This is a genomic window from Telluria sp. ZT3P25 (assembly GCF_059685895.1).
In genome coordinates, this window is the sequence record NZ_JCASIJ010000001.1 from 3,391,812 (window position 1) to 3,418,485 (window position 26,674).

Consider the following 26,674-nt stretch of genomic DNA (forward strand, 5'->3'; position numbering starts at 1 on the left):
TTGCGGCGTGTTTAGACAATGACGTTCGGCCCCACAGCGCCCCGTTGCGGCAGCGAAATTACTTTGCTGTACCGCACGCCCGGGCATACCCCCTCCTGTCACCCGTCCCCGCATACATCCCTGTAGCTGCGCCGCCCGCGAGGGCGGCCTTCACACGGCCCCCCGGGTCACGGAGTACTAAAAATGAAACGCATGTTGTTTAACGCGACGCAGCAAGAAGAGTTGCGCGTCGCTATTGTCGATGGCCAGAAGCTGATCGACATCGATATCGAGACTGCCGGTCGCGAACAGCGCAAGTCGAATATCTACAAGGGTGTCATCACCCGCATCGAACCCTCCCTCGAAGCCTGCTTCGTCAGCTACGGCGAAGACCGCCACGGTTTCCTCCCCTTCAAAGAAGTCGCCCGCACGTATTTCCGTGAAGGTGTTGACGTGCGCAATTGCTCCATCAAGGAAGCGCTGCGCGAAGGCCAGGAAATCATGGTCCAGGTCGAGAAAGAAGAACGCGGCAACAAGGGCGCTGCCCTGACCTCGTTCATTTCGCTGGCCGGCCGCTACCTCGTCCTGATGCCGAACAACCCGCGCGGCGGCGGCGTCTCGCGCCGCGTCGAAGGCGAAGAACGCCAGGAACTGCGCGAAACGATGGACAAGCTCGACCTGCCGCAAGGCATGTCGGTCATCGCGCGCACTGCCGGCATCGGCCGCAATGTCGAAGAACTGCAGTGGGATCTGAACTACCTGATGCAGCTGTGGCGCGCGATCGAAGGCGCCGGCAAGTCGTCCAACGGCGCGTTCCTGATCTATCAGGAATCGTCGCTCGTCATCCGCGCGATCCGCGATTACTTCCAGCCGGACATCGGCGAAGTGCTGATCGACACCGACGAAATCTATGAACAGGCGCAGCAGTTCATGAGCCACGTGATGCCCGACATGGCGCACCGCGTGAAGCGTTACAGCGACGACGTGCCGCTGTTCTCGCGTTTCCAGATCGAACACCAGATCGAAACCGCCTACGCGCGCACCGTGCCGCTGCCATCGGGCGGCGCCATCGTGATCGACCACACCGAAGCACTGGTCTCGATCGACGTCAACTCGGCCCGCGCCACGCGCGGTTCGGACATCGAAACGACCGCCTTCAACACCAACTGCGAAGCGGCCGACGAAGTGGCGCGCCAGTTGCGCCTGCGCGACTTGGGCGGCCTGATCGTGATCGACTTCATCGACATGGAAGTGGCCAAGAACCAGCGCGAAGTCGAACAGCGCCTCAAGGATGCGCTGCACCATGACCGTGCCCGTGTCCAGATGGGCAAGATTTCGCGCTTCGGCCTGATGGAGCTGTCGCGCCAGCGCCTGCGTCCGTCGCTGTCGGAAGGCTCCCACGTGACCTGCCCGCGCTGCTCGGGCACCGGCCACATCCGCGATACCGAATCGTCGGCCCTGCAAGTCCTGCGCATCATCCAGGAAGAGGCGATGAAGGAAAATTCGGCCGCCATCCACGTGCAGGTGCCGGTCGATGTCGCCGCCTTCCTGCTGAACGAAAAGCGCGGCGAAGTGCTCAAGATCGAGAACCGCCACCGCATCACCGTGATCCTGATCCCGAACAAGCATCTGGACACGCCGCATTACAAGCTCGAGCGCATCAAGCACGACGATCCGCGCCTCGAAGACGCACACGCCAGCTACGCGATGGCCGAGTCGGCCGATACCGACATGGCCTACGCAAAGCGCCAGAAAGAAGAAGCCAAGCCGCGCCAGGAAGCCGTCGTCAAGACGATCACGCCGGCCCAGCCTGCCCCGCTGGTCGACCGCAGCGAAGCGGCCAAGCCAGCCAAGCCGGCCGTCGCCCCTGCTGTGGCGGTGCCCGTGCCTGCGCCGGTGGAAGAAGAAGGTTTCTTCGCCAAACTGCGCAATTTCTTCTTCGGCAAGCCCGAACCGAAAGGCGCCGCACCGGCCGTGCTGGTCGAAGTGCCTGTTGCTGCCCCTGCCCAGGCAGAGCGCGACCGCAACAACCGTAACAAGAATGGCCGTACCGGTGGCCGTCCAGCTGGCAAACCAGGCCGTGAGCGTGAAGAGCGCGAGCCGGTTGCCAAGACTGGCGCACCGGGTGAAGAGCTGGCCAAGGGCCCGGACGCCGAAGCGCGTCCACCACGTCCACCGCGCCCGCCACGCCCACCGCGCGAAGGCCGCGAGCCGCGTGAACCACGCGAGCCGGCCGACGCCGCGCCACGCGTCGACGGCGCCGAGCGTCCTGAGCGTGCCGACCGTGCCGAACGCGGCTCCGAGCGCAAGGAACGTCAGCCACGCCAGCCACGCGAGCGCACCGAGCGTACGGAACGCACCACCCAGGTCATCGAAGCCAAGCTCGATGAAATCAATGTCAGCCAGGTGGTGTCGAACACCACCGTCGCCGTGACCACCACCGGTCCGGAAGGCAGCCAGGAAGTGGTCCAGCAAGTCATCAAATCGGTGACTACGATTGGCCCGGATGGCGAAGAAGTCGAGATGGATGGCGACGAGCCACGCCGTCGTCGTCGTCGCGGTGGCCGTAACCGCAATCGTCGCGATCGTGACCAGATCGAAGGCGAAGGCGGCGAAGGCAACGAAGACGCACCAGCGTTCGCGCCGGTAGCGGACGAAGAAGTGGCCAAGGTTGCCGCAGCAGCGCGCGCTGCCAAAGCCAAGCCGGCGCAAGCGCCATGGCCGTTCCCGACCGCGGCATCGGTCGCTGCCAGGGATGTTGCGGCGCAATCGCCAGCAGCAGCTCCGGCACCAGCGGCAGCGCCGGTGGTGGCCGATGCGGCACCAGTCGAAGGCAATATGTTCCCGACGTCGGCATCGATGGCGGCAACGACGGCCGAGGCGGCACCTGCCAACGTCGAGCCAGTCAACTTCCCGACAGCAGCATCGATGGGGGCGCCGGCAGCGGTTTCGGCACCAGTACCGGCACCGACCGAACCGGTCATGTTCCCGACGGCGGCATCGGTGGAAGCTGAGCAGGCTGCTGCTGAGCCGGTCGTGGCCGAGACTGCACCAGCGCCTGCACCTGCACCTGCGCCGGTCGAGCCAGCGCCAGTGGTGGAAGTTGCGCCTGCGCCGGTTGTCGAGCCCGTGACTGCCGTGGCCGTCGAGCCCGCACCGGTAGCAGCAGCGGAAGTGACCACGGCGCCCGCGCCAGTGGCTGCAACCCCGGCGCCGAAGCTGGACGACATGCTGGCCGAAGCCGGCCTGCAACTGGCCGCAACCGACCCTGAAAAGCTGCGCGCCGCCCAGGCTGCAGCAGCACAGGCGGCCACGCCGGTGCGCGTTGGCCGTGCCCGCAAGCCGGTCGTCGTGCCGGTCGACGAGCCGCTGGTGCAGGTCGATACCAGCCGTCAGTAAGCAACAAGTAGTACATCCGGCGTACGTCGCCCCTCGCTCAAGCAGGGGAAGAACGTACGCCGGACCCCATCCCTTCTCTCCATGCAGCAGCGCGCCCGGCAGTATTCCCGGGCGCATGCTATCGTATTGGAATGGCTGAAAAAATCATCCTTATCAATGACCTGCGCTCATCGAAGCTGCGGGTCCCGGCCGTGCCGGAAGCACCTACGGGCCTGCTGAGCGACGCGCTCGGCCGGCCTCTGCACGACTTGCGCATTTCCGTCACTGACCGCTGCAATTTCCGCTGCGTGTATTGCATGCCGAAGGAAGTGTTCGACAAGGATTACCAATACCTGCCGCACGGCGACCTGCTGTCGTTCGAAGAGATCACGCGCGTGGCGCGCCTGTTTGTCGCGCACGGCGTCGAAAAGCTGCGCCTGACGGGCGGCGAGCCGCTGCTGCGCAAGAATCTCGAACGCCTGGTCGGCATGCTGCGCGCATTGCCCACACCCAGTGGGCGCCCGCTCGACCTCACACTGACGACCAACGGCTCGATCCTGGCGCGCAAGGCGCAAGCCCTGAAAGACGCTGGCCTGGACCGTGTCACGGTGTCGCTCGACGCGCTCGACGATGGCGTGTTCCGCAGCATGAACGATGTCGATTTTTCGGTGGCCGACGTGCTGCACGGGATCGACACCGCGCATGCGATGGGGCTGGGACCGGTCAAGGTAAATATGGTCGTCAAGGGCGGCACCAATGTCGACCAGATCCTGCCGATGGCGCGCCACTTCAAGGGCTCGCCCACGATCCTGCGCTTCATCGAATTCATGGATGTAGGCGCATCGAACGGCTGGGACATGCGCGACGTCGTGCCGTCGGGCGACGTGGTGCGCCGCATCTCGGCCGAGCTGCCGCTGGTGCCGGTGGCCGCCAACTACAGCGGCGAGACCGCATCGCGCTGGCGCTATCTCGACGGCGACGGTGAAATCGGCGTGATTTCCAGCGTTACGCAGGCGTTCTGCGGCGACTGCAGCCGTCTGCGCCTGTCGACCGAAGGCAAGCTGTATACCTGCCTGTTCGCCACGCGCGGCCACGACATGCGCGCGCTGCTACGCGAAGGGCATGACGACCTGGCCCTGAGCGGCGCCATCGCGCAACTGTGGCGCGGCCGGGCCGACCGCTATTCCGAAACCCGCTCGGCAGAGACCGGCACAGGCCAGCTGGACGGGCCGCGCCGGGTTGAAATGTCCTATATTGGTGGCTGACAGCCGGTGGTTAATCAAACGATGGAGGCAGGCTTGATCAGCGGGTTGATTCTGGCGGGCGGGCGTGGCTCGCGCATGGGCAACGTGGACAAGGGCTTGCAGCCGTTCCGTTCCAGCACAATGGTCGAACACGTGCTGGCGCGTTTGCGGCCGCAGGTCGGGCCCTTGCTGATCAGCGCCAACCGCAATCTCGACACCTACCGCGCATTTGGCGCGCCCGTGCTGACCGACGAGATGGCGGATTTTCCGGGCCCGCTGGCCGGGCTCGAAACGGGCTTGCGCCACTGCGCCACGCCGTATCTGCTGACGGTGCCATGTGATTCGCCATTCCTGCCACCCGATCTGGCCGCCCGCCTGTTCGCTGCGCTGCAAGAGCACGACGCCGACGTGGCCTACGCCGCGACGCAAGAAGCCGGCATGCTGGTCCAGCCGCATCCCGTGTTCTGCCTGGTGCGCGCTGACCGGCTGCCGGTGTTGTCGGCCTATCTGGCCCAGGGTGGCCGGCGGGTCGACGGTTGGTACCGCGACCTGAAGGCCGTTGAAGTCGTGTTCGACGATGCCGACGCATTCCGCAACATCAACACGCTCGACGAGCTGCGCGGGCTCGAACAACCCGCCTTCCCTGCCAGCCTGGCCCAGGTGGCCAGCTGCATCAACGGCTATGACCCGGACGCGCTGCCGGTGCGCGACGCCCAGCGCATCATCCGCGAATTCGTCCAGCCAGTGCGCGCCGTCGAGATGGTGGCGCTGCGCGCAAGCCTGGGCCGCGTGCTGGCGCGCGACCTGGTCTCGCCGATCAACGTGCCGGCACACGACAATTCGGCAATGGATGGCTACGCACTGCGCGGCGCCGACCTGCCGCAGGACGGCGTGGCGAGCTTCAAGGTGGTCGATATCGTGTATGCGGGCAAACCGTCCGCTGTGGTGCCCGGCGCCGGTGAATGCGTGCGCATCATGACGGGCGGCGTGATGCCGGCCGGCTGCGACAGCGTGCTGCCGCAGGAATTTGCCGACAGCGGCGACGACGTCGCGATGACCGTGCGGGCCGGCGCCATCCGCGCCGGTGACAACCGCCGGCTGGCGGGCGAAGACCTGAGCATCGGCAGTGCAGCGCTGAAGGCCGGGCGCATCATCCGGCCGGCCGACCTGGGCCTGTGCGCATCGCTGGGCTTTGCCGAGATCCCCGTGCAACGGCGTCTGCGCGTGGCCTTCTTCTCCACCGGCGACGAGCTGCGCTCGATCGGCGAGCCGCTGGGCGAAGGCTGCGTCTACGACAGCAACCGCTACACGATCTACGGCATGCTCCAGCGCCTGGGCTGCGAGATCATCGACATGGGCGTCGTGCGCGACAGCCCGGAAGCGCTGGAAGACGCGCTGCGCACCGCCTGCGAAAACGCCGACGCGATCATCACGTCGGGTGGCGTCTCGGTCGGCGCAGCCGATTACACCAAACAGGTGATGGCGCAACTAGGCGACGTCACGTTCTGGAAAGTGGGCATGCGCCCCGGCCGCCCGCTGGCATTCGGGCGCGTCACATCGAACGGCCGCAGCGCCTTCCTGTTCGGCCTGCCAGGCAATCCGGTGGCCGTGATGGTGTCGTTCTACTTCTTCGCGCGCGACGCGCTGCTGCAAATGATGGGCGCCAACGCCCCACTCCCGCTGCTGCAGGCCCGTTCAGCCGAGGCGATCCGCAAAAAGCCAGGCCGCACCGAATATCAGCGCGGTATCGTCACGCGCAGCGTCGACGGCACGCCCGAAGTCCGCCTCACCGGCGCCCAAGGCTCAGGCATCCTGCGCTCAATGTCCGAAGCCAACTGCATGGTGGTACTGCATGACGAACAAGGCAGCGTAGCCGCCGGCGACATGGTCGATATCCTGCCCTTCGAAGGCCTGTTCTAACTCCCAGACGCAGCGCCACACCTGCCGCAATCACCAAATCATTGCCCCCAGACCCTTACAAAACAATTAGGGTCAGAGTCGAATTGTTTGACAACATTGGGTAATTGCCCATTAATTCGACTCTGACCCTAATTAATTTTGGCTGTTTTTTCGACTAAATCGAGTCATCCTGGAAATTGAGTTTCAGCCGGAATCAGATTTGGCGTTTGTCGGTCAAAAACGCCCTAAAACAATTAGGGTCAGAGTCGAATTGTTTGACAACTTTAGGTAATTGCCCATTAATTCTACTCTGACCCTGATTGTTTTTGTGACCTGGGGGAAATTGTGGGGTGCTGTTAGTCTTCGCGTTCGAGGCCGTCAGAGCCCAGGAGTAATTGGGCGGCTTCGGTTGGGAGGGCTTCGACGGATTTGAGCTTGCGCGCCATCTGGCGGCTGCGCACTTCGGCGTTTTCGATGTTTTTGGCGGCCCGCTCCAGCGTTGTTTTGGTGGCAGCCAGCACGTCGCCGAATTTGGTGAATTCGGTTTTGACTGCGCCCAGCACCTGCCACACTTCGGATGAGCGCTTTTCCAGCGCCAGCGTGCGGAAACCCATTTGCAGGCTGTTGAGCAAGGCGCTCAGCGTCGACGGGCCGGCGATCGTCACGCGCAGCGTGCGCTGCAGGTCGTCGGCCAGGCCCGGGCGGCGCATCACTTCGGCGTACAGGCCTTCGGTCGGCAGGAACAGGATCGCGAAATCCGTCGTCTGTGGCGGCGAGACGTATTTGTCGCAGATGGTCTGGGCCTCGCGTCGCACTGCCCTTTCCAGCTCGGCGCCGGCGCGGATGACGCCTTCGGCATCCGCAATGTCGGCTGCGGCCTGCAGGCGTTCGTACTGCTCCTTTGGGAACTTGGCGTCAATCGGCAGCCACAACGGCGCGCCGCCGTCGACAGTGCCCGGCAGCTTGATCGCGAACTCGACCCGCGCGTTCGAGCCCGCCACCGTCTCGACGTTCTTCGCATACTGCTCGACCGTCAACACCTGCTCCAGCAGCATCTCCAGCTGCACCTCGCCCCACGTGCCGCGCGTCTTCACGTTCGTGAGCACGCGCTTGAGGTCCCCCACGCCGATGGCCAGCTGCTGCATTTCGCCCAGGCCCTGGTGGACTTTTTCCAGCCGCTCGGACACCTGGCGGAACGATTCCGTCAGCCGCGTTTCCAGCGTCGCGTGCAGCTTTTCGTCGACCGTCTGGCGCATCTCTTCCAGACGCTTGCCATTGTCCGCCTGCAGGTCGCGGATCTTCGACTCAAGCGTGTTACGCACTTCGAGCATGCGCTGGGCGTTCGATTCGGTCAGGTTGCCCAGCGTTTGCTGCAGCGTGTCGGCAAAACGCTTGAGCGCGCGCGCCTGCTCTTCGCGCCCGCTGCTCGACTGCAGCTGCATCTGCTGACGCATGCTGTCAAACTGCTGGACCGAGGCATTGTGATACTGGGCCAGGTGGCCGGCGGTCTCCTGGCGCGTCGATTGCGCGCTGGCCTGCAGTTCCTGGCGCAGCTCGCGCTCGAGCCGTTCGATGTGCGCGCCGTTGCCATCGCCGCTGCCGCGCAGACGCAGCAAGACCAGCACCAGCAACGCGATGATGAGCGCGAGGCCCACCAGGATCAGGATTTCTGCTGTCGTCATCGTCTCAATCGGCCTTGTTACGCATCCAGTCGGCGGTCTCGAAGAAGGACGTCAGCAGGCGCACCCGCAGCGCCTCGTCATAGCCCAGGTCTTCCATCGCCCACGCCATTGCGCGCAGCCACGCGTCGCGCTCCTTGGTGCCGATCGCATACGGCAGGTGGCGCGCGCGCAGGCGCGGATGGCCATAGCGTTCGATATACAGGTCCGGACCGCCCATCCACCCGGACAAGAACATGAACAGCTTGTCGCGCGAGCTGTCGTTGGGCACCGGGTGCATCACGTGGATGTTGGCGAACTCCGGTTCGAGCTGCATCAGGTCATAGAAGCGATCGACCAGCGCGCGCAGGCGCTCGGCGCCGCCCATGATCTCGTACAGCGTTGGCGTGTCGGCTTGCGTATCTTGCATGCTCACGCCTCCCGCAAGGTCTGCAGCGGTGGCTGACGCAGTACGCCGCGCAAGCCGAACCAGCCGCCGACGATCGCGCACAGGATGCCCACCACCAGGCCAGCGAGCCACACGCCCGGCGCGAACGTCCATGGGAATTTGAATTGGTACGTCGCCAGCGCCCAGCCCAGCGCCGCAGCGCCCGTCGCGGCGAGAAGACCCGACAGGCCGCCCACCAGCACGAACTCGATCCGCTGCGCCCGCGCGAGTTGCTGGCGCGTTGCGCCCAGCGCCCGCAGCAGGCCACCTTCACGCGTGCGCTCGGAGGTCGACCCCATCAACGCTGCATACAGCACCAGCACGCCGGAGGCCAGCGTGAACAGGAACAGGAACTCAACTGCGACCACCACCTGATCCAGCACGTCCTGCAACTGGCGGATGATGCCCGAGACGTCGACCACAGTCAGGTTCGGGTACGCACGCGTGAGCGCATTGCCGAGATTCGCGCCTTCGGCCGGCACGTGGAACGCCGTCATGTAGGTGGTCGGCGCGTTGGCCATCGCGGCCGGATTGATGATGACGAAGAAGTTGGCGCGCATCGAGCCCCATTCGAGCTTGCGCACGCTGGTGATCTTCGCGTCCACCATCAGTCCCGCCATGTCGAAGCGCAGGCTGTCGCCCAGCTTCAGGCCGAGGCGGTCCATGATGCTTTTCTCGACCGACGCTTCGGCCAGGCCAGGGGCGTCCCTGAACCAGGCACCTTCGACGACCTCGTTCCCCTCCGGCAGCGCATTGGTGGTCGACAGGTTGAATTCGCGGTTGGCCAGGCGGCGCGCCTCGCCATCGGCAAAGGTGTCACTCTTGATGGCAGCGCCGTTGATCGCCGTGAGGCGCCCGCGGATCATCGGAAACAGCACCGGCTCCTTCACGTTGGCCGCCACCAGTTGGCCTTCAACGCCCTTTGTCTGCTCGGGCAGGATGTTGATCACGAAGCGATTCGGCGCGTCGGCCGGCGTGGCCGACTGCCAGGCCGCCATCAGGTCGCCCCGCACGACGGTCAGGAGCAGCAGCGCCATCAGGCCGAGCGACAGCGACACCACCTGCACGACCGTGGCGCCGGGCCGGCGCTGCAGCGACGTGACGGCAAAGCGCCAGGCCTGCTGCGGGAACAGGTTGCGCATGCGGCGCAGCAGCTTGAGGACCAGCCAGGCCACGAGCGCAAACACCGCGAAGCCGCCGAGGAAACCGCCGGCCGTGATCAGCGCCAGCGTCAGGTCGCCCGCCTGCCAATACAGCAGCAGGACGAACGCGCCCACGCCCAGGCCATAAGTCGCCAAAGCGGCCGGTTGCGGCGCGCCGGCTTCGCGCCGGATCACGCGGTTGTGCGGCACATTGCGCAATTGCAGGATCGGTGGCAGCGCAAAGCCCACCAGCAGCAGCATGCCCGTGGCCACGCCCTGCAGCGCCGGCAGGATCGAGACCGGCGGCAGCGCGGTGCGGATCAGCGATGCAATCAGTTCGAGCAGCACGAAGTGTGCCCCGAAGCCCACCAGTACACCGAGCACGCTGCCCAGCAAGCCGATGAGGGCGAATTCGGTCACGTACATGACGGTGACCTGGTTCTGGGTCAGGCCCAGGCAGCGCAGCATCGCGCAGGCATCCAGGTGGCGGCTCATGAAGCGGCGCGCCGCCATCGCCACGGCCACCGCTGCCAGCATCGCCGACAGCAGGCCCACGAGCGACAGGAACAAACCCGCGCGATCAAGCGTCGCACGCATTTCAGGGCGCCCGTTCTCCAACGTCTCGATGCGCACGCCCTTGAGGTTCCCATCCCTGATCTGCGCGCGCAGCCAGGTTTCATAGGCTTTGATGGCCGTCAGGTCGTTGCGGTTGGTCGAGGCAATCTGCAGACGGAAGTCCACGCGCGCAAAGTCGTCCACCAGGCCCGTGGCCTTCAGATCGGCCATCGACAGCATCACGCGCGGCGCGAAGTTCGCGAACGACGCGCCTTTATCGGGCTCGGTGGCGATCAGCTGCGTGATGCGCAACTGGCTGTTACCCAGCGTGAGCATGCCGCCCACCTGCGTCGACAGCTGCGCGAGCAGGCCAGGGTCGACCCACACGGTACCCGGCGCCGGCACGGCGCGTGTCGGCTCGCCGCGCGCGCCGCTGGCTGCGACCGGATCGGTCGTGATCTTCATCTGGCCGCGCAGCGGATAGCCTGTTGACACCGCCTTGATCGACGAGAGCTGCGCCAGCGAGTCATCACCCTCGCCTGCCTGCGCCATACTCGGGAAAGTCACGGTATCGGCCAGCAGCAGGCCGCGCCGCGCCGCTTCATCGCGCCAGGCCTGGGGCACCGGGTCATCGGTCTTGACCAGCAGGTCGGCGCCCAGCAGCTGGTGCGCGTCGCGGTCCATGCCGGCGCGCATGCGGTCAGTGAAAAAGCCGACCGACGTGAGCGCCGCCACGGCGACGATGAGCGCCACCAGCAGGAAGCGCAGTTCACCGGCGCGCCAGTCGCGCGCCGTCATGCGAAGTGCCTGGACGAACATGGCGTCGCTCCGTGGTTGGGTCAGGCGTTGGCGAAGAAGTCGTCGACTTCGGCCAGGAAGGCGCGCTTGCGCTCCGGGTCGATGAAGGCGGCCTGGAAGCTGTTGCGCGCCAGTTGCCGCGCGTGCGTCGCATCCAGCGGCAAGGCATCAAAAGCGGCAAAGTAGTTCTCGTTGACGTAGCCGCCGAAGTAGGCCGGATCGTCGGAGTTGACCGTGACGGCCAGGCCGGCGTCGAGCAAGGTGCGCAGATTGTGCGAACCCATGACGTCGAACACGCGCAGCTTGATGTTCGACAGCGGGCACACGGTCAGCGCCATCTGCTCGCGCACCAGGCGCTCGACCAGCACCGGGCTTTCCAGGCTGCGCACGCCGTGGTCGATACGCTCGACCTTGAGCACGTCGAGCGCGCTTTCGATATAGGCCGGCGGGCCTTCTTCGCCCGCATGTGCGACCAGGCGCAGGCCCAGGTTGCGGGCGCGCTCGAACACGCGCGCAAATTTTTCGGGCGGATGGCCGACCTCGGACGAATCCAGGCCCACGCCAATGAACTTGTCGCGGTACGGAAGCGACTCGTCGAGCGTGGCAATCGCGTCGTCCTCCGACAGGTGACGCAGGAAGCACATGATCAGTTCAGCGCTCAGCGGCGCATCCTGGCACGCGCGCCAGATGCCGTTGATGACGGTCTCGAACGGCACGCCGCGCGCGGTGTGCGTTTGCGGGTCGAAGAAGATTTCGGTATGGCGGACATTGTCGGCATGCGCACGCGCCAGATAGGCGGCGGTCATGTCATAAAAGTCCTGCTCGGTCAGCAAGACGCTGGCGCCTGCGTAATAAATGTCGAGGAACGATTGCAGATCGTTGAAAGCGTAGGCGTCGCGCAACGCTTCGACCGAGGCATAGGCCAGCTGGACGTTGTTTCTTTGTGCCAGAGCAAAAATCAGTTCTGGCTCGAGCGAGCCCTCAATATGGATGTGCAGTTCAGCCTTGGGCATGTTCTGCAGCAGGGTGCGCAAGCGATCGTCTAGCATGGTGTTCTCCAACAGGTGTTCAGTGAATAAGGTCGCGTTGAGGCGACCGGCAAGTGTAACGCATGCATGCGATCGGCTCATGCCATAGCGAAAAAGCGTGGGTTCATCGTTTGGGCAACGCACGATTCGCGTGCGTCGCCTGTTGTACAGTCGGTGAAAACTCGATACGCTTTGCATGAACCTGGATGTGGTTCAAACCGTGTTCATGCACCTTCCGCACGCATGCGCCACGCAGGTCAACATCCGATTTTCTGTTGTTGAATCAAGCACTTGTTGCAGGTTCATTATGTCGTACAACAGGACTTTGACTTCGGAAACTATTAGGCACATAATAAATTTCAGTAACGCAAAAGGACGCTCTCCGCACTGCAGTCTGTTCGATATGTTCGGATCGACAACAAGCAATCGCACGCGCATCTTCCACGACGCCGACCACACTGGCGCCGCACGTGACGAACGAACAAGGAGTACGCCGAAATAACCGGGGCCCCGGGCAGCGCCATGCGCTGTTGTGACAGTGATTCGTTGTTGGCACATTAAAGGAACTTCAATGAGCATCTTTGAAAACTACACGGCCCGCTATGAGCGTACTCGGGAAGAGGAATACTCGATGACCGAGTTCCTGCAGATGTGCAAGCGCGACCCGCTGACCTATGCCAGCGCACCGGAGCGCATGCTCGCTGCCATTGGCGAACCCACCTTGGTCGATACCCGCCTCGATTCGCGCCTGTCGCGCATTTTCGCCAACAAGGTCATCAAGATCTATCCGGCGTTTCGCGAGTTTTATGGCATGGAAGAAGTGATCGAGCAGGTCGTTTCGTATTTCCGCCACGCGGCGCAAGGCCTCGAAGAACGCAAGCAGATTCTGTATCTCCTGGGCCCGGTGGGCGGCGGCAAATCGTCGATTGCCGAAAAACTCAAGAGCCTGATGGAGCTGGTGCCCTTTTATGCGATCAAGGGCTCGCCCGTCAACGAGTCGCCGCTGGGCTTGTTCAGCGAAGACGAAGACGGCCAGATCCTCGAAGAAGATTACGGCATCTCCCGTCGTTATCTGCGCGCGGTGCCCAGTCCCTGGGCCGTCAAGCGCCTGCATGAATTCGGCGGCGATATCAACAAGTTCCGCGTCGTGCGGCGCTACCCGTCGATCCTCAAGCAAATCGCCATTTCCAAGACCGAGCCGGGCGACGAAAACAACCAGGATATTTCGTCCCTCGTCGGCAAGGTCGATATCCGCAAGCTCGAGGATTTCTCGCAGGACGATCCGGACGCCTACAGCTATTCGGGCGGCCTGTGCCTGGCCAACCAGGGCCTGATGGAATTCGTCGAGATGTTCAAGGCGCCGATCAAGGTGCTGCACCCGCTGCTCACGGCCACGCAGGAAGGCAATTACAAGGGCACCGAAGGGTTCGGCGCAATCCCGTTCGACGGCATCGTGCTGGCGCACTCGAACGAATCCGAATGGAAGACCTTCCGCAACAACCGCAATAACGAGGCGTTCCTCGACCGCATCTACATCGTCAAGGTGCCGTACTGCCTGCGCGTGTCGGACGAAGTCAAAATCTACGACAAGCTGCTGCGCAATTCGTCGCTCGACAAGGCGCCCTGCGCGCCCGGTACGCTGCGCATGATGTCGCAGTTTGCCGTGCTGTCGCGCCTGAAGGATCCGGACAATTCCAGCATCTATTCCAAGATGCTGGTGTACGACGGCGACAACCTGAAAGACACCGATCCCAAAGCCAAGTCGCTGCACGAATATGCCGATTACGCCGGTGTGGACGAAGGCATGAACGGCCTGTCGACCCGCTTTGCTTTCAAGATTTTGTCGAAGGTGTTCAATTTCGACAATACCGAGGTGGCGGCCAACCCGGTGCACCTGCTGTACGTTCTCGAGCAGCAGATCGAGCGCGAACAATTCCCGCCCGAGACCGAGCAGCGCTACCTGTCGTATATCAAGGAACACCTGGCGCAGCGCTACGTCGACTTCATCGGCAAAGAGATCCAGACGGCCTATCTGGAAAGCTATTCCGAATATGGCCAGAACATCTTCGACCGCTACGTCACGTTCGCCGACTTCTGGATCCAGGACCAGGAATTTCGCGATCCCGATACGGGCGAGAGTTTTGATCGCGAGTCGCTCAACGCCGAACTGGAAAAGATCGAAAAGCCGGCCGGCATTTCGAATCCGAAGGATTTCCGCAACGAGATCGTCAACTTCAGCCTGCGTGCGCGCGCCACCAATGCCGGCAAGAATCCGGCCTGGACCAGTTATGAAAAGTTCCGCAGCGTCATTGAGAAAAAAATGTTCTCGAATACCGAAGAACTGCTGCCGGTGATTTCATTCAATGCAAAAGCGAATACCGAGGATGCGAACAAGCATGCCGATTTCGTGGCGCGCATGGTCGAGAAAGGCTATACGCCGAAGCAGGTGCGGCTGCTGTGCGAGTGGTATCTGCGGGTGCGCAAATCATCGTAAGCAACGGCGCCTAGACAACAGCGTGTAAGCAATCGCGTTGCCGGCTGGCCGCAGGCCGTCAGCCGGTACCGGTCCACGCTGTGCGTGCGGCGTACGCGCGTTCGCGTAGCGTATTAAGATAAGGGTGCTGCCGTTGTGATGGCGGCGCCACAGCGCCACACCAGCGTGTCATCAACGCCGGATCCGCGCTTACATTGAGCAGGAGGCCTGTTTTGACTTACCTCATCGACCGCCGATTGCAGGGCAAGAACAAGTCTGCGGTCAACCGCGAACGCTTCCTGCGCCGCTACAAGGCGCAGATCAAGGATGCCGTCGGCCGCGCCATCAAGGGCCGCTCGATCACCGACATCGAAAACGGCGAAAAGGTCACCATTCCCGTCAAGGACGTGAACGAGCCGCATTTTGGCCACGCCCATGGCGGCGTCTGGGAAACCGTCAACCCTGGCAATACCGAATACCAAAAGGGCGACCAGTTCAGTCGCCCGCGCGGCGGTGGCGCCGGCGCTGGCCGCGGCCGCGCCGGCAACAGCGATCAGACCGTCGAAGACGATTTCATCTTCGAACTGTCGCGCGAAGAATTCATGAATTATTTCTTCGAAGACCTCGAGCTGCCAAATATGGTCAAGACGCAGTTGACCCAGACCATCGAATACAAGAACCAGCGCGCTGGCTACAACGTCTCGGGCACGCCGTCGAACATCCACGTGCTGCGCTCGCTGCGCGGCGCACTGGGCCGGCGCATTGCCGTGGGTGGCCCGGCGCGGCGCCAGTTGGCTGAAGCCCAGGAACAATTGCAGGCGCTGTTCGACGAAGGGGCTCCGGGCGACGACCAGGGCGTCATCGAACTGAAGGATCACATTCATCACCTGCGCATCCGGCTCAATGCGATTCCGTTCATCGACCCGTTCGACCTGCGTTATGCCAACCGGATCAAGGTGCCCAAACCGAGCACGCAGGCGGTGATGTTCTGCATCATGGACGTGTCAGGCTCGATGGACGAAACGCGCAAGGACACGGCCAAGCGTTTTTTCATCCTGCTGTATTTGTTCCTGAAGCGCGTGTACGAAAAGATCGATGTGGTCTTCATCCGCCACCACACGGCGGCGGCCGAGGTCGACGAGAACGAGTTCTTTCATTCGCGCGAGTCGGGCGGCACCGTTGTCTCGTCCGCCCTGCATCTGCTACAAAAAGTCCTCAGCGAACGCTATGGCAGTGCTGACTGGAATGCCTACGTGGCACAAGCCTCCGATGGCGACAACTGGGACAACGATTCGGTGCTGTGCAAACAGATTCTGTCCAATGGGATCATGCCGCGCGTCCAGTACTACACGTATGTCGAAATCACGGATGGCCCGCCACAGAATTTGTGGGAACAATACTGCGACGTCGCCAGCCAGCACCGCAATTTCGCGATGCAAAAGATCGTGACCCCGGCCGATATCTATCCCGTGTTCCGGGAACTATTCAAGAAGCAGGTCAAGTAACCGCGCCACTTGCCGAACCAGCCAACCGCAGCGAGGTGCCCCATGCCAAGAGATCCAGACAACCCGCGCGCCCTGCCCGAGCAGTCGGAATGGACCTTCGACCTGATCGAGCAAGCGCACGAAGAAATCAGGCGTGTGGCCCAACGCTACGGCCTCGACACGTATCCGAACCAGCTCGAGATCATCACCGCCGAGCAAATGATGGATGCCTACACCTCGGTTGGGATGCCGGTGTCATACAACCACTGGTCGTTCGGCAAGCATTTCCTGAGTACCGAGAAAAGCTACCGCCGTGGGCAGATGGGGCTGGCCTATGAAATCGTCATCAATTCCAATCCCTGCATTGCGTACCTGATGGAAGAAAACAGCCTGACGATGCAGGCCCTGGTGATCGCCCATGCAGCGTACGGCCACAACTCCTTCTTTAAGGGCAATTACCTGTTCCGAAGCTGGACCGATGCCGATGCCATCGTCGACTATATGGTGTTTGCCAAGAACTACATCGCCGAATGCGAGCAGCGACATGGCATCGATGCAGTAGAAGACGTGCTCGACTCGTGCCACGCGCTGCAGAACCATGGCGTGGACCGCTACAAGCGCCCGGCCAAGCTGTCGGTGGCGCAAGAGGCGGCGCGCACCAAGGAGCGCGAAGACTATGCCCAGTCGCAAGTGAACGCCATCTGGCGCACGCTGCCGCTGCGTGAAGAGCAGGTACTCAGCGCCGCGCCAGTGCGCTTTCCGCCAGAGCCCGAAGAAAACCTGCTGTACTTCATCGAAAAGTACGCCCCGCTGCTCGAGCCATGGCAGCGCGAGCTGGTGCGCATCACGCGCAAGATCTCGCAATACTTTTATCCGCAGCGCCAGACCCAGGTGATGAACGAAGGCTGGGCCACGTTCTGGCACTACACGATCTTGCAGGACCTGTACCAGGAAGGCATCGTCGGCGACGGCTTCATGCTCGAATTTTTGCAAAGCCACACCAACGTCGTCTACCAGCCACCGGCCAACAGTCCGTATTACAGCGGGATCAACCCGTATGCGCTCGGCTTCGCGATGATGAGCGACATCCGCCGCATCTGCGAACACCCGACCGACGAAGACCGTACCTGGTTCCCCGATATCGCCGGCAGCGACTGGCGCAAGACGCTGGACTTTGCGATGCGTAATTTCAAGGACGAGAGTTTCATTGCGCAGTACCTGTCACCAAAGCTGATCCGCGAATTTCACTTCTTTGCCGTGCTGGACGACGATCGCAGTGACAAGTTGTCGATCTCGGCAATTCACGATGAAGCGGGGTACCGTTATGTGCGGCACAAGCTGGCCGAACAGTACAACCTGGGCAGCCGCGAGCCCAATATCCAGGTCTGGCAAGTCAATACACGTGACGACCGCGCATTGACACTGCGGCATACGCAGTACAACCGCCGTCCGCTGAACCAGCAGGCACAAGAGGTCCTGAAGCACGTCGCGCGCCTGTGGGGCTTCGACGTGCGCCTCGAGACGGCCGATCCCAGCGGCCATGTTGTCAGCTTCCTTGAGTGCCGGCGCGAAAAGCGCACGCGCTGACGGTAACGGGGGCAGCCACGCCATCCAAATGCCCGCGCGCTGACTGTAGCGTGGACGGCTGCGCCGTCCACGCTACTGCTCGGGTTCATTGAGCCTGCCCACGCGACTGTGTTGACGATCGATCCTCCTGCGAATCCCCCCTCCCCCATTTTCAACCCCTTTCACCCGTAAACACCGCGCGTGCGTACCACTACGTACGTGGTTGCGTTCTCTTGGTATCGCCAATAAACCGATTTCATGGTATGTTGCCGTCATCACATGTTGGCGCTGTCACATCCACGTCATGGCAATATGGTGGTGAAGTACCTAGCAAAACTAAGTAATATAGTTTGGCGAAGCAGGTGTGGGGGTTCGCAGCTTTCATTCCTGTCAAGTTGACGTGATTGTTGGGCGCACGGTTGAGTTATCTCAATGGTGACAACTCGTATAACTTTTATCTATAGCTCGTGATGGCAGCTACCTGTTCCAAGTGCGTTGCTGAACGATGCCAGATAGGGGGAATAGCGATAGTTCGACGAAAAGCCCATGCCTAGTCATAGGAAATTTGCCAAACCAAGCAATTAGCGACAATAATTTGGCAAAAGCAGCCTGAGCATTGATCTTCCACGTGACGAGGAGAATCCATTAATAAATTAGACAATTTCCGGACTTCCAAACCCCGACGTGCGGCCCATCCGTTCTTGTATAGATGAGCTGCTTTGCCTGCTTTTACAAGCAGTTAGCGGTCCTTTCGCTGCTGTAAAAATGTATGTGCAAAAAAGAATTCGTAGGTATAATTCCTCGAATGTCCCGGATGCGGCTCTAGGTTTCCGTCGTATTTAGTGGGTTTGGTAGCAACAAAAAAGAGTTGGCATTGGAGAAATATGGCATGAATTTTTCGAACGAAAAGCAACCCGGGAAAAATTTCACAGGATTGATCGTCGTGATCATCTTCCACATCCTTGTGGGTTGGGCACTCGTGGCCGGCCTGGGTACCCGGATCGTCAGCACGGTGACCGAAGCTGTGGAAACCAAGCTGATTGAAGAAGTGGCACCACCGCCACCACCGGAAACCCCGCCACCGCCGCCACCGCCGGAAATGAAGGCTCCACCGCCTCCATTCATCCCGCCGGTCGAAGTGCAGGTGCAGCAGCCGCCACCGCCGCAGAACGTGATCGCCGCAGCGACGCAGACACCGCCACCGACCACGTCGCTGGCACCGCCTGCACCACCGGCACCGTCCGCGCCGCCAGCACCACCGGCACCGCGTGGCGTCAGCCGCAGCGAGGCAGTAGCAGACTTTAATACTTGCGCACGTCCGGAATATCCGCGTTCGTCGCAACGCAATGAAGAAACGGGTACCACGACCCTGCAGTTCCTGATTGGTGTCGATGGTCGCGTGTTGGAAGCCAAGCTGGCGAAGTCAAGTGGCTTCCGAGACTTGGACCGGGCCGCGCAATCGGCTCTGAGCAAATGCCGATTCAAGCCAGCCATGATCGATGGCAAGCCAGAACAGGCGTGGACAGCGGTGCAGTACGTCTGGACGCTGGAATAAAACCGGGACAAAACACCGTCTCAAACTTTGATTGTCGTTGTCGTAAGTTCAGCGAACTGTCTATTTAAATATTTTGGAGGAAGCATGTTTAAGAATACCCGTTTGTCCGCTTTCCTGGCGGCTGTCCTGTTGTCGGTAACCGCAGCATCGGCGCTGGTGTCGGCACCAGCCTTCGCTCAAGCCACCCCAGCAACCGACGCAGCTGCACCAGCGACGACCGACGCAGCTGCACCAGCTGTCGATCCAGCTGCTGCTCCTGCTGCTGACGCTGCTGCTGCACCGGCCGATGCCGGCGCGCCAGCTGCTGCTCCAGGCACCGAAAAAAGCGAAGAAGTCTACAACCCGTACGGCCTGCAAGCCATGTGGGAACACGGCGACTTCGTCAACAAGGGCACCCTGATCATTCTGTCGCTGATGTCGATGGGCTCGTGGTACATCATCATCACCAAGCTGATCGATCAGCAAAAAGTGATGAACCAGGCTAAAGACATGAAGGCCAAGTTCTGGAAAGCACCGTCGATCGTCGCTGGTTCGGCTACGCTGAAAGAAGGTTCGCCATTCCGCTTCATCGCTGAAACCGGTACCAAGGCTACCCAGCACCACGACGGCGCCCTGCTCGAGCAGATCGACCTGTCGACCTGGGTTACCATGCAGATCCAGCGCGCTGTTGACCGTGTTCAGTCGCGTCTGCAAGATGGCCTGTCGTTCCTGGCAACCGTTGGTTCGACCTCGCCGTTCATCGGTCTGTTCGGTACCGTCTGGGGTATTTACAATGCACTGACCGCCATCGGCATGTCGGGTAACGCATCGATCGACAAGGTTGCAGGTCCAGTCGGTGAAGCACTGATCATGACCGCCTTCGGTCTGTTCGTTGCAGTTCCTGCCGTGCTGGGTTACAACTGGCTGGTTCGTCGTAACAAGACCGCGCTGGAAGACATCCGCTCGTTCTCGGCTGACGTGCACTCGGTACTGATCTCGGGCGCAATGTCGACCTCGAACGCAGCAATCAGCGCCAAGAAGATTGGATAAATTATGTCGATGAGTGTCGGATCCGATAACGGAGAAGATGAGCTGAATTCAGAGATCAACACGACGCCACTCGTTGACATCATGTTGGTTCTTCTGATCATCTTCCTGATCACGAGTCCGGTGGTTCTGAAGCTGCAAAAAGTTGCACTGCCTGCAGAAGAGAACCAGGTCACCCTGACCAAGCCGGAAGACATTAACATCACCGTCAATAAAGACGGCGAAATGTACTATAACCAGCTGCACCTCGCGAACACGGATGAACTGTTCAAGTTTCTCGCGGAGCAGTCGGTGAAGGTGCCGCAACCGGCAGTAAAAGTTCGTGGCGACCAGGAAGCACGCTACGAAGCAATCGGTCGGGTCATCTACACGGCACAACGTGCTGGGGTGCAGAAGGTTGGCTTCGTGATCGAGCCACCGGGCTAATTGCCCTGCACGCGGCGTCAGGCTCATCGAGCCGGGCGCCGCGCCCTTCTCCCGACATTTGAAAAGGAAACACCATGAGTATGAGCGTAGGTTCGAGCTCCGCTAAGGATGCTGATCCGGAACCGATGATGGAAATGAACATGACGCCGTTGATCGACGTCCTGCTCGTTCTGATCATTATGCTGATCATCACGATTCCGAAGCAGAACCACTCGGTCAATCTGAACATGCCGACGGGTACCCCGCCACCGCTGACGGATGTCAAGCCGGTCGTGGTCACCATCGACGTGGACTTTGACGGCACCATCCTCTGGGATGGCGAAGTGATTCCGGATCGTGCAGCCCTCGAAGCAAAGATGAATGCAGTCGCAGCGATGGCTGACCAGCCTGAAGTGCACCTGCGTCCGAATAAGCTGGTAGAGTATAAAGTTGTTGCCGGCGTGATGGCATCTGCCCAGCGCATCGGCGTCACCAAAATCGGCATGGTCGGTAACGAGCAATTCCAGTAATCGTTCCATGTTTTGACCAACACGGCAGGGCTACCCCCTGCCGTGTCCATTTTGAAATAAGGATTTTTCAGATGATCAAGTTCCGTCTCGCTCACCTCAGTATCGCGATGGCCGCACTCGGCTTCGTTGCCGCCACTCCGGTGATCGGCCTGTCCTCCGCTGTCGCTGCAGAAGCACTGCGTGCGGAGATCGGCAAACCACTGCAGCAAGCCCAGGCACAAATGAAACAGGGCAAGCACAAGGATGCACTGGCGACCCTGCGTGGACTGGACAAAGTGGGTAACAAGACCGCCAACGAGACTTACACGATCGAGCGCGTTCGCGCTGCGGCAGCCTCGTCGGCCGGTGACTTTGACACCGCCGCCAAATCGTTCGAAGCACTGCTCGACTCGGGCAAGCTGAGCGCCTCCGAGCGTTCGCAGTTTTCAGAAGGCCTGGTCGGCATCTATATGCGCGCCGGCGATCTGAACAAAGCCAACAGCACGATCCAGTCCCTGCTCAAGCAGAAAGACGATCCAAAGCTGCGCGCTTACCTGCTGCAGAACTACTACAAGCAAGGCAACACTGCCGCGCTCGAGCAAGAACTGCGCACCATCGAAAAAAGTGGCCGCCTGAGCGAAGATCAGCTCGGCATGCTGGCCAATATCCAGCTCAAGAAAAACGATACGGCCGGCTATGTCCGCACCATCGAGAAGCTGGCAGCAAGCTATCCGAAAGCCCAGTACTGGACCGACCTGCTGAACCGTGTGCAGCGTCAGCCAGGCTACTCGCAGCGTCTGAACATCGACGTCTACCGCCTGAAGCTGGCCAACAACCTGCTCAAGAAGCCGAGCGAGTTCATGGAAATGGCCCAGCTGGTCCTGCAGGCGAAAGCCCCTGCTGAAGCGCTCAAGATCATCGACCGCGGCTACAAGGCTGGCGCACTGGGCACCGGCACCGATGCCGCGCGCCACCAGCGCCTGAAGGAACTGGCTGAGAAAAACCTGGCCGAGCAAAATAAGAACTTTGCTGCGCTCGAAGCCGAGTACACCGCCGCCAAGGACGCAGACCAGATGGTTGGCCTGGGTTACGCGATGGTGCAGGCTGGTCAGGCCGACAAGGGCCTGAAAATGATGGAAGCGGCGATCAAGGCCGGCGGCCTGCGCAATGCCGAAGAAGCCAAGCTGCGCCTGGGCGAAGCCTATGCCGTTGCTGGCAAGAAGTCGCAAGCCCTTGCGGCGTTCAAGACCGTTGGCGGCAAGGACGGCACGGCCGAACTGGCACGCTACTGGATCCTGGCAGTCAACCACCCACTGTCGTAATTGGTTAGAAAGCGGTAGCGTGGACGGGTTCCCCGTCCACGCTACGTTTCAATCGGCCAGAACGCCGCCCTTGGGCGGCGTTTTTATTTGGTCAGCGTCCGCATACCGTGGCATGCACCGTCAGCGGCGAACCATTCCTCTTATGCAACGTCAGTTTGCTGCGCAGTTCCCGTATAATCAGGTTTTTGGCGCCGCATACCGACAGCATGGCGCGCAACCGGAACCAGACTTGATGAAGGTATTTCGCGGACTTCCCAACGACAGGGCGCGCGCACCATGCGCGCTCACGATCGGCAATTTCGACGGCGTCCATCGCGGCCACCAGGCCCTGTTGGCGCAAGTGCGCGGCGCCGCCGACCGGCTCGGGCTGGATGCGGCCGTGATGACGTTCGAGCCGCATCCCCGCGAATACTTTGCCCACAAACTGGGCGACCCGTCCAAAGCCCCGGCGCGCGTGGCCAATCTGCGCGACAAGCTCGAAGACCTGGACCAGGCCGGTATCGACCGCGTTATCGTCGAACATTTCAATGAGCAGTTTGCCGCCATGTCGCCGCAGGATTTCGTCCAGCGCGTGCTGGTCGACGGTCTGCACGTCAAGTGGCTGATGGTGGGTGATGACTTCTGCTTCGGCGCGCGCCGCGCCGGCAACATCGCGATGCTGGCCGAAGCCGGTCGCGAACACGGTTTCGAAGTCCACACGCTGGGCACCGTGATGCATGGCGCCGTACGCATTTCGTCGTCGGCCGTGCGCGCGGCGCTGGCCGATGGCGACTTCTGCGCCACCAGCCGGCTGCTCGGTCATCCCTACGCAATGTCGGGCCATGTGATCCACGGCGCCAAGCTCGGCCGCACGCTGGGCTTCCCGACCCTGAACCTGCGCGTCACACATCGCCCTGCCCTGTCCGGCATCTTTGTCGTGCAGGTGCACGGTCTGGCCGGCCATCCGCTGCCGGCCGTGGCCAGCCTGGGCGTGCGCCCCACCGTTGAAGACGCCGGCCGCACCTTGCTTGAAGTCCATGTGTTCGACTATGCCGGCCAGTGTTACGGCAAGCTGGTGCGCGTGGAGTTTCTGGCCAAGCTGCGCGACGAAGAAAAATACGCCGACCTGGCCCTGCTCACCGCCGCGATCGACAACGACGCGCTGCAGGCGCGCGCGTTCTTCGACCGGCGTAACAACGCCCTGAACGCGACCGACCGAATTTGAGTGCGCTTCCCGGCCAGTCAACGACTGGCAGGAAGCGCCTCCCCCTGTTTGCCAGACCCTATTCGACACGGCGCACCGCGCCGTGCACACGAACACCCAACAAAAGAACCTTATGTCCGATACCAAACAGCACAACCCTGCCAAGGGCGGCAAAAAGCCTGAGAGCAAATACCCGGTAAATATGACCGACACCCCGTTCCCAATGCGCGGCGACCTCGCCAAGCGCGAACCGGGCTGGGTCAAGCAATGGCAGGACAAGAAAATCTACGAGCGCGTGCGCAAGGCGGCCAAGGGCCGTCCAACGTTCATCCTGCACGACGGGCCGCCGTACGCGAATGGCGATATCCACCTGGGCCACGCCGTCAACAAGATCCTGAAAGACATGGTGTTGAAGTCGCGCACGATCGCAGGCTTCGATGCGCCCTACGTGCCGGGCTGGGATTGCCACGGCATGCCGATCGAGATCCAGATCGAAAAACTGTACGGCAAGAACCTGCCCACGGCCGAGGTGCTGCAAAAGGCCCGTGCCTACGCGCTCGAACAGATCGACCGCCAGCGCGCCGGCTTCATCCGCCTGGGCGTGCTGGGCGAATGGGACAACCCCTACATGACCATGGCCTACAGCAATGAGGCCGATGAGCTGCGCGCGCTCGGCACACTGCTCGAAAAAGGGTATGTCTACCGGGGCCTCAAGCCCGTGAACTGGTGCTTCGATTGCGGTTCGGCGCTGGCCGAAGCCGAAGTCGAATACCAGGACAAGCGCGACCCGGCGATCGACGTCGGCTTCCCGTTTGCCGAGCCGGAAAAGATCGCGGCCGCCTTCGGCCTGGACAAACTCCCGGCTGGCGACGGTTTCATCGTCATCTGGACCACGACGCCATGGACCATCCCGTCGAACCAGGCCCTGAACGCCGGTCCGGAAGTGCAGTATTCGCTGGTGCAGGCCGAACGTGACGGCAAGCCGCTGCTGCTCATCCTGGGCTCGGAACTGGTCGAGTCGTGCCTGACGCGCTACAAGCTCGAAGGCACGGTCGTCGCCACCACGGTCGGCGAAAAGCTGGCCGGCATCAACTTCAAGCACCCGCTGCATGCGCAGGACGCGTTCTACAACCGCCTCTCGCCGCTGTACCTGGCCGACTACGTGACGGTCGACAGCGGTACCGGCGTCGTACACTCCGCACCAGCCTACGGCCTGGAAGACTTCGTGTCGTGCAAGGCGCATGGCATGCAGGACGACGACATCCTCAAGCCGGTCATGGGCGACGGCCGTTTCGTCCCGACGCTGCCATTGTTTGGCGGCCTGACGATCTGGGAAGCGAGCAAACCAATCTGCGCGGCGCTGACCGAAGCCGGTGCGCTGTTCGAACTCAAGATGTTCGATCACAGCTACATGCACTGCTGGCGCCACAAGACGCCGATCATCTACCGCGCCACCAGCCAGTGGTTCGCCGGCATGGACCTCACGCCAAAGGATGGCGGCCCGACCCTGCGCCAGACCGCGCTGGCCGGCATCGCCAAGACCCAGTTCTTCCCGGACTGGGGCCAGGCGCGCCTGCACGGCATGATCGAGAACCGCCCGGACTGGACCCTGTCGCGCCAGCGCCAGTGGGGCGTGCCGATGGCCTTCTTCATCCACAAAGAGACCGGCACGCTGCACCCGCGTACGCCGGAACTGCTGGAGCAAGTGGCCAAGCTGTTCGAAACGGGCGGCATCGACGCCTGGCACACGCTCGACCCGGTCACGCTGCTGGGCGACGACGCTGCGATCTATGAAAAGAACAGGGACACGCTGGACGTCTGGTTCGATTCGGGCGCAACCCACCAGACCGTGCTGCGCGGCTCGCACAAGGAGCAGCTGGGCTTCCCGGCCGACCTGTACCTGGAAGGCTCGGACCAGCACCGCGGCTGGTTCCACTCGTCGCTGCTGACGTCCTCGATGCTCAATGGCGAGCCGCCGTACAAGGCGCTGCTGACGCACGGCTTCACGGTCGACGAGCATGGCAAGAAGATGTCCAAGTCGCTCGGCAACACGATGGCGCCGCAGAAAATCTCTGACACGCTCGGCGCCGACATCCTGCGCCTGTGGGTGGCCTCGACCGATTACACGGGCGAGCTGTCGATCGGCGAAGAGATCCTCAAGCGCGTGACCGAATCGTACCGCCGCATCCGCAACACGCTGCGCTTCCTGCTGGCCAACACGTCGGACTTCAACCCGGCGCAGCACGCCGTACCGATGGGCGAGCTGCTCGAGATCGACCGCTACGCGATCGCCTCGATGGCCCAGTTGCAGAAGGACGTGGCGGCGCACTTCGAGCGCTACGAATTCCACCCGGTCGTCTCGCGCCTGCAGAACTACTGCTCGGAAGACCTGGGCGGCTTCTACCTGGATATCCTGAAGGATCGCCTGTACACGACCGCCATCGATTCACCAGCACGGCGCTCGGCCCAGACCGCGCTGTGGCACATCGCGCATGCGCTGCTGCGCGTGATGTCGCCGGTGCTGTCGTTCACGGCCGAAGAAGCGTGGGCTGTGTTTGCGGACCAGGAAACGTTCAACGCCAGCGACGAGACCATCTTCACGCAGACCCTGTGGACCTTCCCGGAGCTGCCGGATGGCGATGCGCTCCTGGCCAAGTACGCCTTGCTGCGCCAGGTGCGCCTGGACGTGACGAAGCAACTGGAAGAAGTGCGCACTTCGGGCGCGATCGGTTCGTCGCTGCAGGCCGAACTGGCGATCAAGGCCTCGGGCGAAAAGTACCGCGCGCTGGCCAGCCTGGACGACGACCTGAAGTTCGTCTTCATCACGTCGCAGGCGAGCGTCACGGAAGTGGCAAGCGAGGCTGAAGAAGCCGTGGCCGTCGTGCCGTCGGACGCCGAGAAGTGCGAGCGCTGCTGGCACTATCGCCGCGACGTCGGCCACGACCCTGCACATCCAACGCTGTGCGGCCGCTGCACGAGCAACCTCTTCGGCGCCGGCGAAGCGCGCCGCTTCGCATAAGTA

17 protein-coding genes are annotated in these 26,674 nt (G+C 62.0%); 13 read left to right on the plus strand and 4 right to left on the minus strand.

The window, feature by feature from the left end; translation table 11 throughout:
* Nucleotides 1-183 precede the first annotated feature (183 nt).
* From AC56LY_RS15065 to moeA, 3 genes are all read left to right on the plus strand, one after another.
* Entirely contained in the window at nucleotides 184-3,378 is a 3,195-nt protein-coding gene (locus tag AC56LY_RS15065) for an Rne/Rng family ribonuclease (protein ID WP_499580801.1), read from the plus strand.
* A 131-nt stretch (nucleotides 3,379-3,509) separates the two neighbouring features.
* Nucleotides 3,510-4,622 (plus strand): GTP 3',8-cyclase MoaA, encoded by a 1,113-nt coding sequence (gene moaA / locus AC56LY_RS15070; protein ID WP_499580803.1) that lies wholly within the window; start codon nucleotides 3,510-3,512, stop codon nucleotides 4,620-4,622.
* 33 nt (nucleotides 4,623-4,655) lie between these two features.
* On the plus strand, nucleotides 4,656-6,521 hold the full coding sequence (gene moeA / locus AC56LY_RS15075; RefSeq protein WP_499580805.1) for a molybdopterin molybdotransferase MoeA: 1,866 nt from the start codon (nucleotides 4,656-4,658) through the stop codon (nucleotides 6,519-6,521).
* Nucleotides 6,522-6,856: 335 nt separating this feature from the next.
* On the opposite strand, the gene AC56LY_RS15080 is transcribed toward moeA, so the two are convergent.
* Genes AC56LY_RS15080 through AC56LY_RS15095 form a run of 4 tightly spaced genes read right to left on the minus strand, consistent with a single transcriptional unit; the run spans nucleotide 6,857 to nucleotide 12,150 of the window.
* Nucleotides 6,857-8,182 (minus strand): DNA recombination protein RmuC, encoded by a 1,326-nt coding sequence (locus AC56LY_RS15080; RefSeq protein ID WP_499503489.1) that lies wholly within the window; start codon nucleotides 8,180-8,182, stop codon nucleotides 6,857-6,859.
* A 4-nt stretch (nucleotides 8,183-8,186) separates the two neighbouring features.
* On the minus strand, nucleotides 8,187-8,588 hold the full coding sequence (locus AC56LY_RS15085) for a group II truncated hemoglobin (RefSeq protein ID WP_258835387.1): 402 nt from the start codon (nucleotides 8,586-8,588) through the stop codon (nucleotides 8,187-8,189).
* A gap of 2 nt (nucleotides 8,589-8,590) precedes the next feature.
* A complete protein-coding gene (locus AC56LY_RS15090; protein ID WP_499580807.1) occupies nucleotides 8,591-11,122 on the minus strand; it encodes an ABC transporter permease in 2,532 nt (843 codons plus the stop codon).
* Nucleotides 11,123-11,142: 20 nt separating this feature from the next.
* On the minus strand, nucleotides 11,143-12,150 hold the full coding sequence (locus AC56LY_RS15095; protein ID WP_499580809.1) for an adenosine deaminase: 1,008 nt from the start codon (nucleotides 12,148-12,150) through the stop codon (nucleotides 11,143-11,145).
* Nucleotides 12,151-12,700: 550 nt separating this feature from the next.
* Between AC56LY_RS15095 and AC56LY_RS15100 the strand changes: the two genes are divergently transcribed.
* The 10 genes from AC56LY_RS15100 (at nucleotide 12,701) to ileS (ending at nucleotide 26,671) form a co-directional block, all read left to right on the plus strand.
* On the plus strand, nucleotides 12,701-14,623 hold the full coding sequence (locus tag AC56LY_RS15100; RefSeq protein ID WP_499580811.1) for a PrkA family serine protein kinase: 1,923 nt from the start codon (nucleotides 12,701-12,703) through the stop codon (nucleotides 14,621-14,623).
* 212 nt (nucleotides 14,624-14,835) lie between these two features.
* Nucleotides 14,836-16,107: a YeaH/YhbH family protein gene (locus AC56LY_RS15105; RefSeq protein WP_499580813.1), complete on the plus strand. Its 1,272-nt coding sequence runs from the start codon at nucleotides 14,836-14,838 to the stop codon at nucleotides 16,105-16,107.
* A 42-nt stretch (nucleotides 16,108-16,149) separates the two neighbouring features.
* Nucleotides 16,150-17,673: a SpoVR family protein gene (locus AC56LY_RS15110; RefSeq protein WP_499580815.1), complete on the plus strand. Its 1,524-nt coding sequence runs from the start codon at nucleotides 16,150-16,152 to the stop codon at nucleotides 17,671-17,673.
* An 868-nt stretch (nucleotides 17,674-18,541) separates the two neighbouring features.
* A complete protein-coding gene (locus AC56LY_RS15115) occupies nucleotides 18,542-19,207 on the plus strand; it encodes an energy transducer TonB (protein ID WP_499580817.1) in 666 nt (221 codons plus the stop codon).
* Between the two features lie 84 nt (nucleotides 19,208-19,291).
* On the plus strand, nucleotides 19,292-20,236 hold the full coding sequence (locus AC56LY_RS15120; RefSeq protein WP_499580819.1) for a MotA/TolQ/ExbB proton channel family protein: 945 nt from the start codon (nucleotides 19,292-19,294) through the stop codon (nucleotides 20,234-20,236).
* 3 nt (nucleotides 20,237-20,239) lie between these two features.
* Nucleotides 20,240-20,659: an ExbD/TolR family protein gene (locus AC56LY_RS15125; protein WP_482899869.1), complete on the plus strand. Its 420-nt coding sequence runs from the start codon at nucleotides 20,240-20,242 to the stop codon at nucleotides 20,657-20,659.
* A gap of 74 nt (nucleotides 20,660-20,733) precedes the next feature.
* On the plus strand, nucleotides 20,734-21,168 hold the full coding sequence (locus tag AC56LY_RS15130) for an ExbD/TolR family protein (RefSeq protein ID WP_258835395.1): 435 nt from the start codon (nucleotides 20,734-20,736) through the stop codon (nucleotides 21,166-21,168).
* A gap of 71 nt (nucleotides 21,169-21,239) precedes the next feature.
* On the plus strand, nucleotides 21,240-22,469 hold the full coding sequence (locus AC56LY_RS15135; RefSeq protein ID WP_499580821.1) for a tetratricopeptide repeat protein: 1,230 nt from the start codon (nucleotides 21,240-21,242) through the stop codon (nucleotides 22,467-22,469).
* A gap of 232 nt (nucleotides 22,470-22,701) precedes the next feature.
* Nucleotides 22,702-23,673, plus strand: coding sequence for a bifunctional riboflavin kinase/FAD synthetase (locus AC56LY_RS15140; protein ID WP_499580823.1), 972 nt, complete (start codon nucleotides 22,702-22,704; stop codon nucleotides 23,671-23,673).
* A gap of 112 nt (nucleotides 23,674-23,785) precedes the next feature.
* On the plus strand, nucleotides 23,786-26,671 hold the full coding sequence (gene ileS, locus AC56LY_RS15145) for an isoleucine--tRNA ligase (protein ID WP_499580825.1): 2,886 nt from the start codon (nucleotides 23,786-23,788) through the stop codon (nucleotides 26,669-26,671).
* The last annotated feature ends 3 nt before the right edge of the window (nucleotides 26,672-26,674 follow it).

Excerpts from the sequence above, each read along its gene's own strand:
- AC56LY_RS15120 (WP_499580819.1), top strand. The coding sequence starts at position 19,292 with ATGTTTAAGAATACCCGTTTGTCCGCTTTCCTGGCGGCTGTCCTGTTG.
- moaA (WP_499580803.1), top strand. The coding sequence starts at position 3,510 with ATGGCTGAAAAAATCATCCTTATCAATGACCTGCGCTCATCGAAGCTG.
- ileS (WP_499580825.1), top strand. The coding sequence starts at position 23,786 with ATGTCCGATACCAAACAGCACAACCCTGCCAAGGGCGGCAAAAAGCCT.
- AC56LY_RS15100 (WP_499580811.1), top strand. The coding sequence starts at position 12,701 with ATGAGCATCTTTGAAAACTACACGGCCCGCTATGAGCGTACTCGGGAA.
- AC56LY_RS15090 (WP_499580807.1), bottom strand. The coding sequence starts at position 11,122 with ATGTTCGTCCAGGCACTTCGCATGACGGCGCGCGACTGGCGCGCCGGT.
- AC56LY_RS15125 (WP_482899869.1), top strand. The coding sequence starts at position 20,240 with ATGTCGATGAGTGTCGGATCCGATAACGGAGAAGATGAGCTGAATTCA.
- AC56LY_RS15065 (WP_499580801.1), top strand. The coding sequence starts at position 184 with ATGAAACGCATGTTGTTTAACGCGACGCAGCAAGAAGAGTTGCGCGTC.
- AC56LY_RS15095 (WP_499580809.1), bottom strand. The coding sequence starts at position 12,150 with ATGCTAGACGATCGCTTGCGCACCCTGCTGCAGAACATGCCCAAGGCT.
- AC56LY_RS15130 (WP_258835395.1), top strand. The coding sequence starts at position 20,734 with ATGAGTATGAGCGTAGGTTCGAGCTCCGCTAAGGATGCTGATCCGGAA.
- AC56LY_RS15080 (WP_499503489.1), bottom strand. The coding sequence starts at position 8,182 with ATGACGACAGCAGAAATCCTGATCCTGGTGGGCCTCGCGCTCATCATC.
- AC56LY_RS15115 (WP_499580817.1), top strand. The coding sequence starts at position 18,542 with ATGAATTTTTCGAACGAAAAGCAACCCGGGAAAAATTTCACAGGATTG.
- AC56LY_RS15085 (WP_258835387.1), bottom strand. The coding sequence starts at position 8,588 with ATGCAAGATACGCAAGCCGACACGCCAACGCTGTACGAGATCATGGGC.
- AC56LY_RS15135 (WP_499580821.1), top strand. The coding sequence starts at position 21,240 with ATGATCAAGTTCCGTCTCGCTCACCTCAGTATCGCGATGGCCGCACTC.
- AC56LY_RS15140 (WP_499580823.1), top strand. The coding sequence starts at position 22,702 with ATGAAGGTATTTCGCGGACTTCCCAACGACAGGGCGCGCGCACCATGC.
- AC56LY_RS15110 (WP_499580815.1), top strand. The coding sequence starts at position 16,150 with ATGCCAAGAGATCCAGACAACCCGCGCGCCCTGCCCGAGCAGTCGGAA.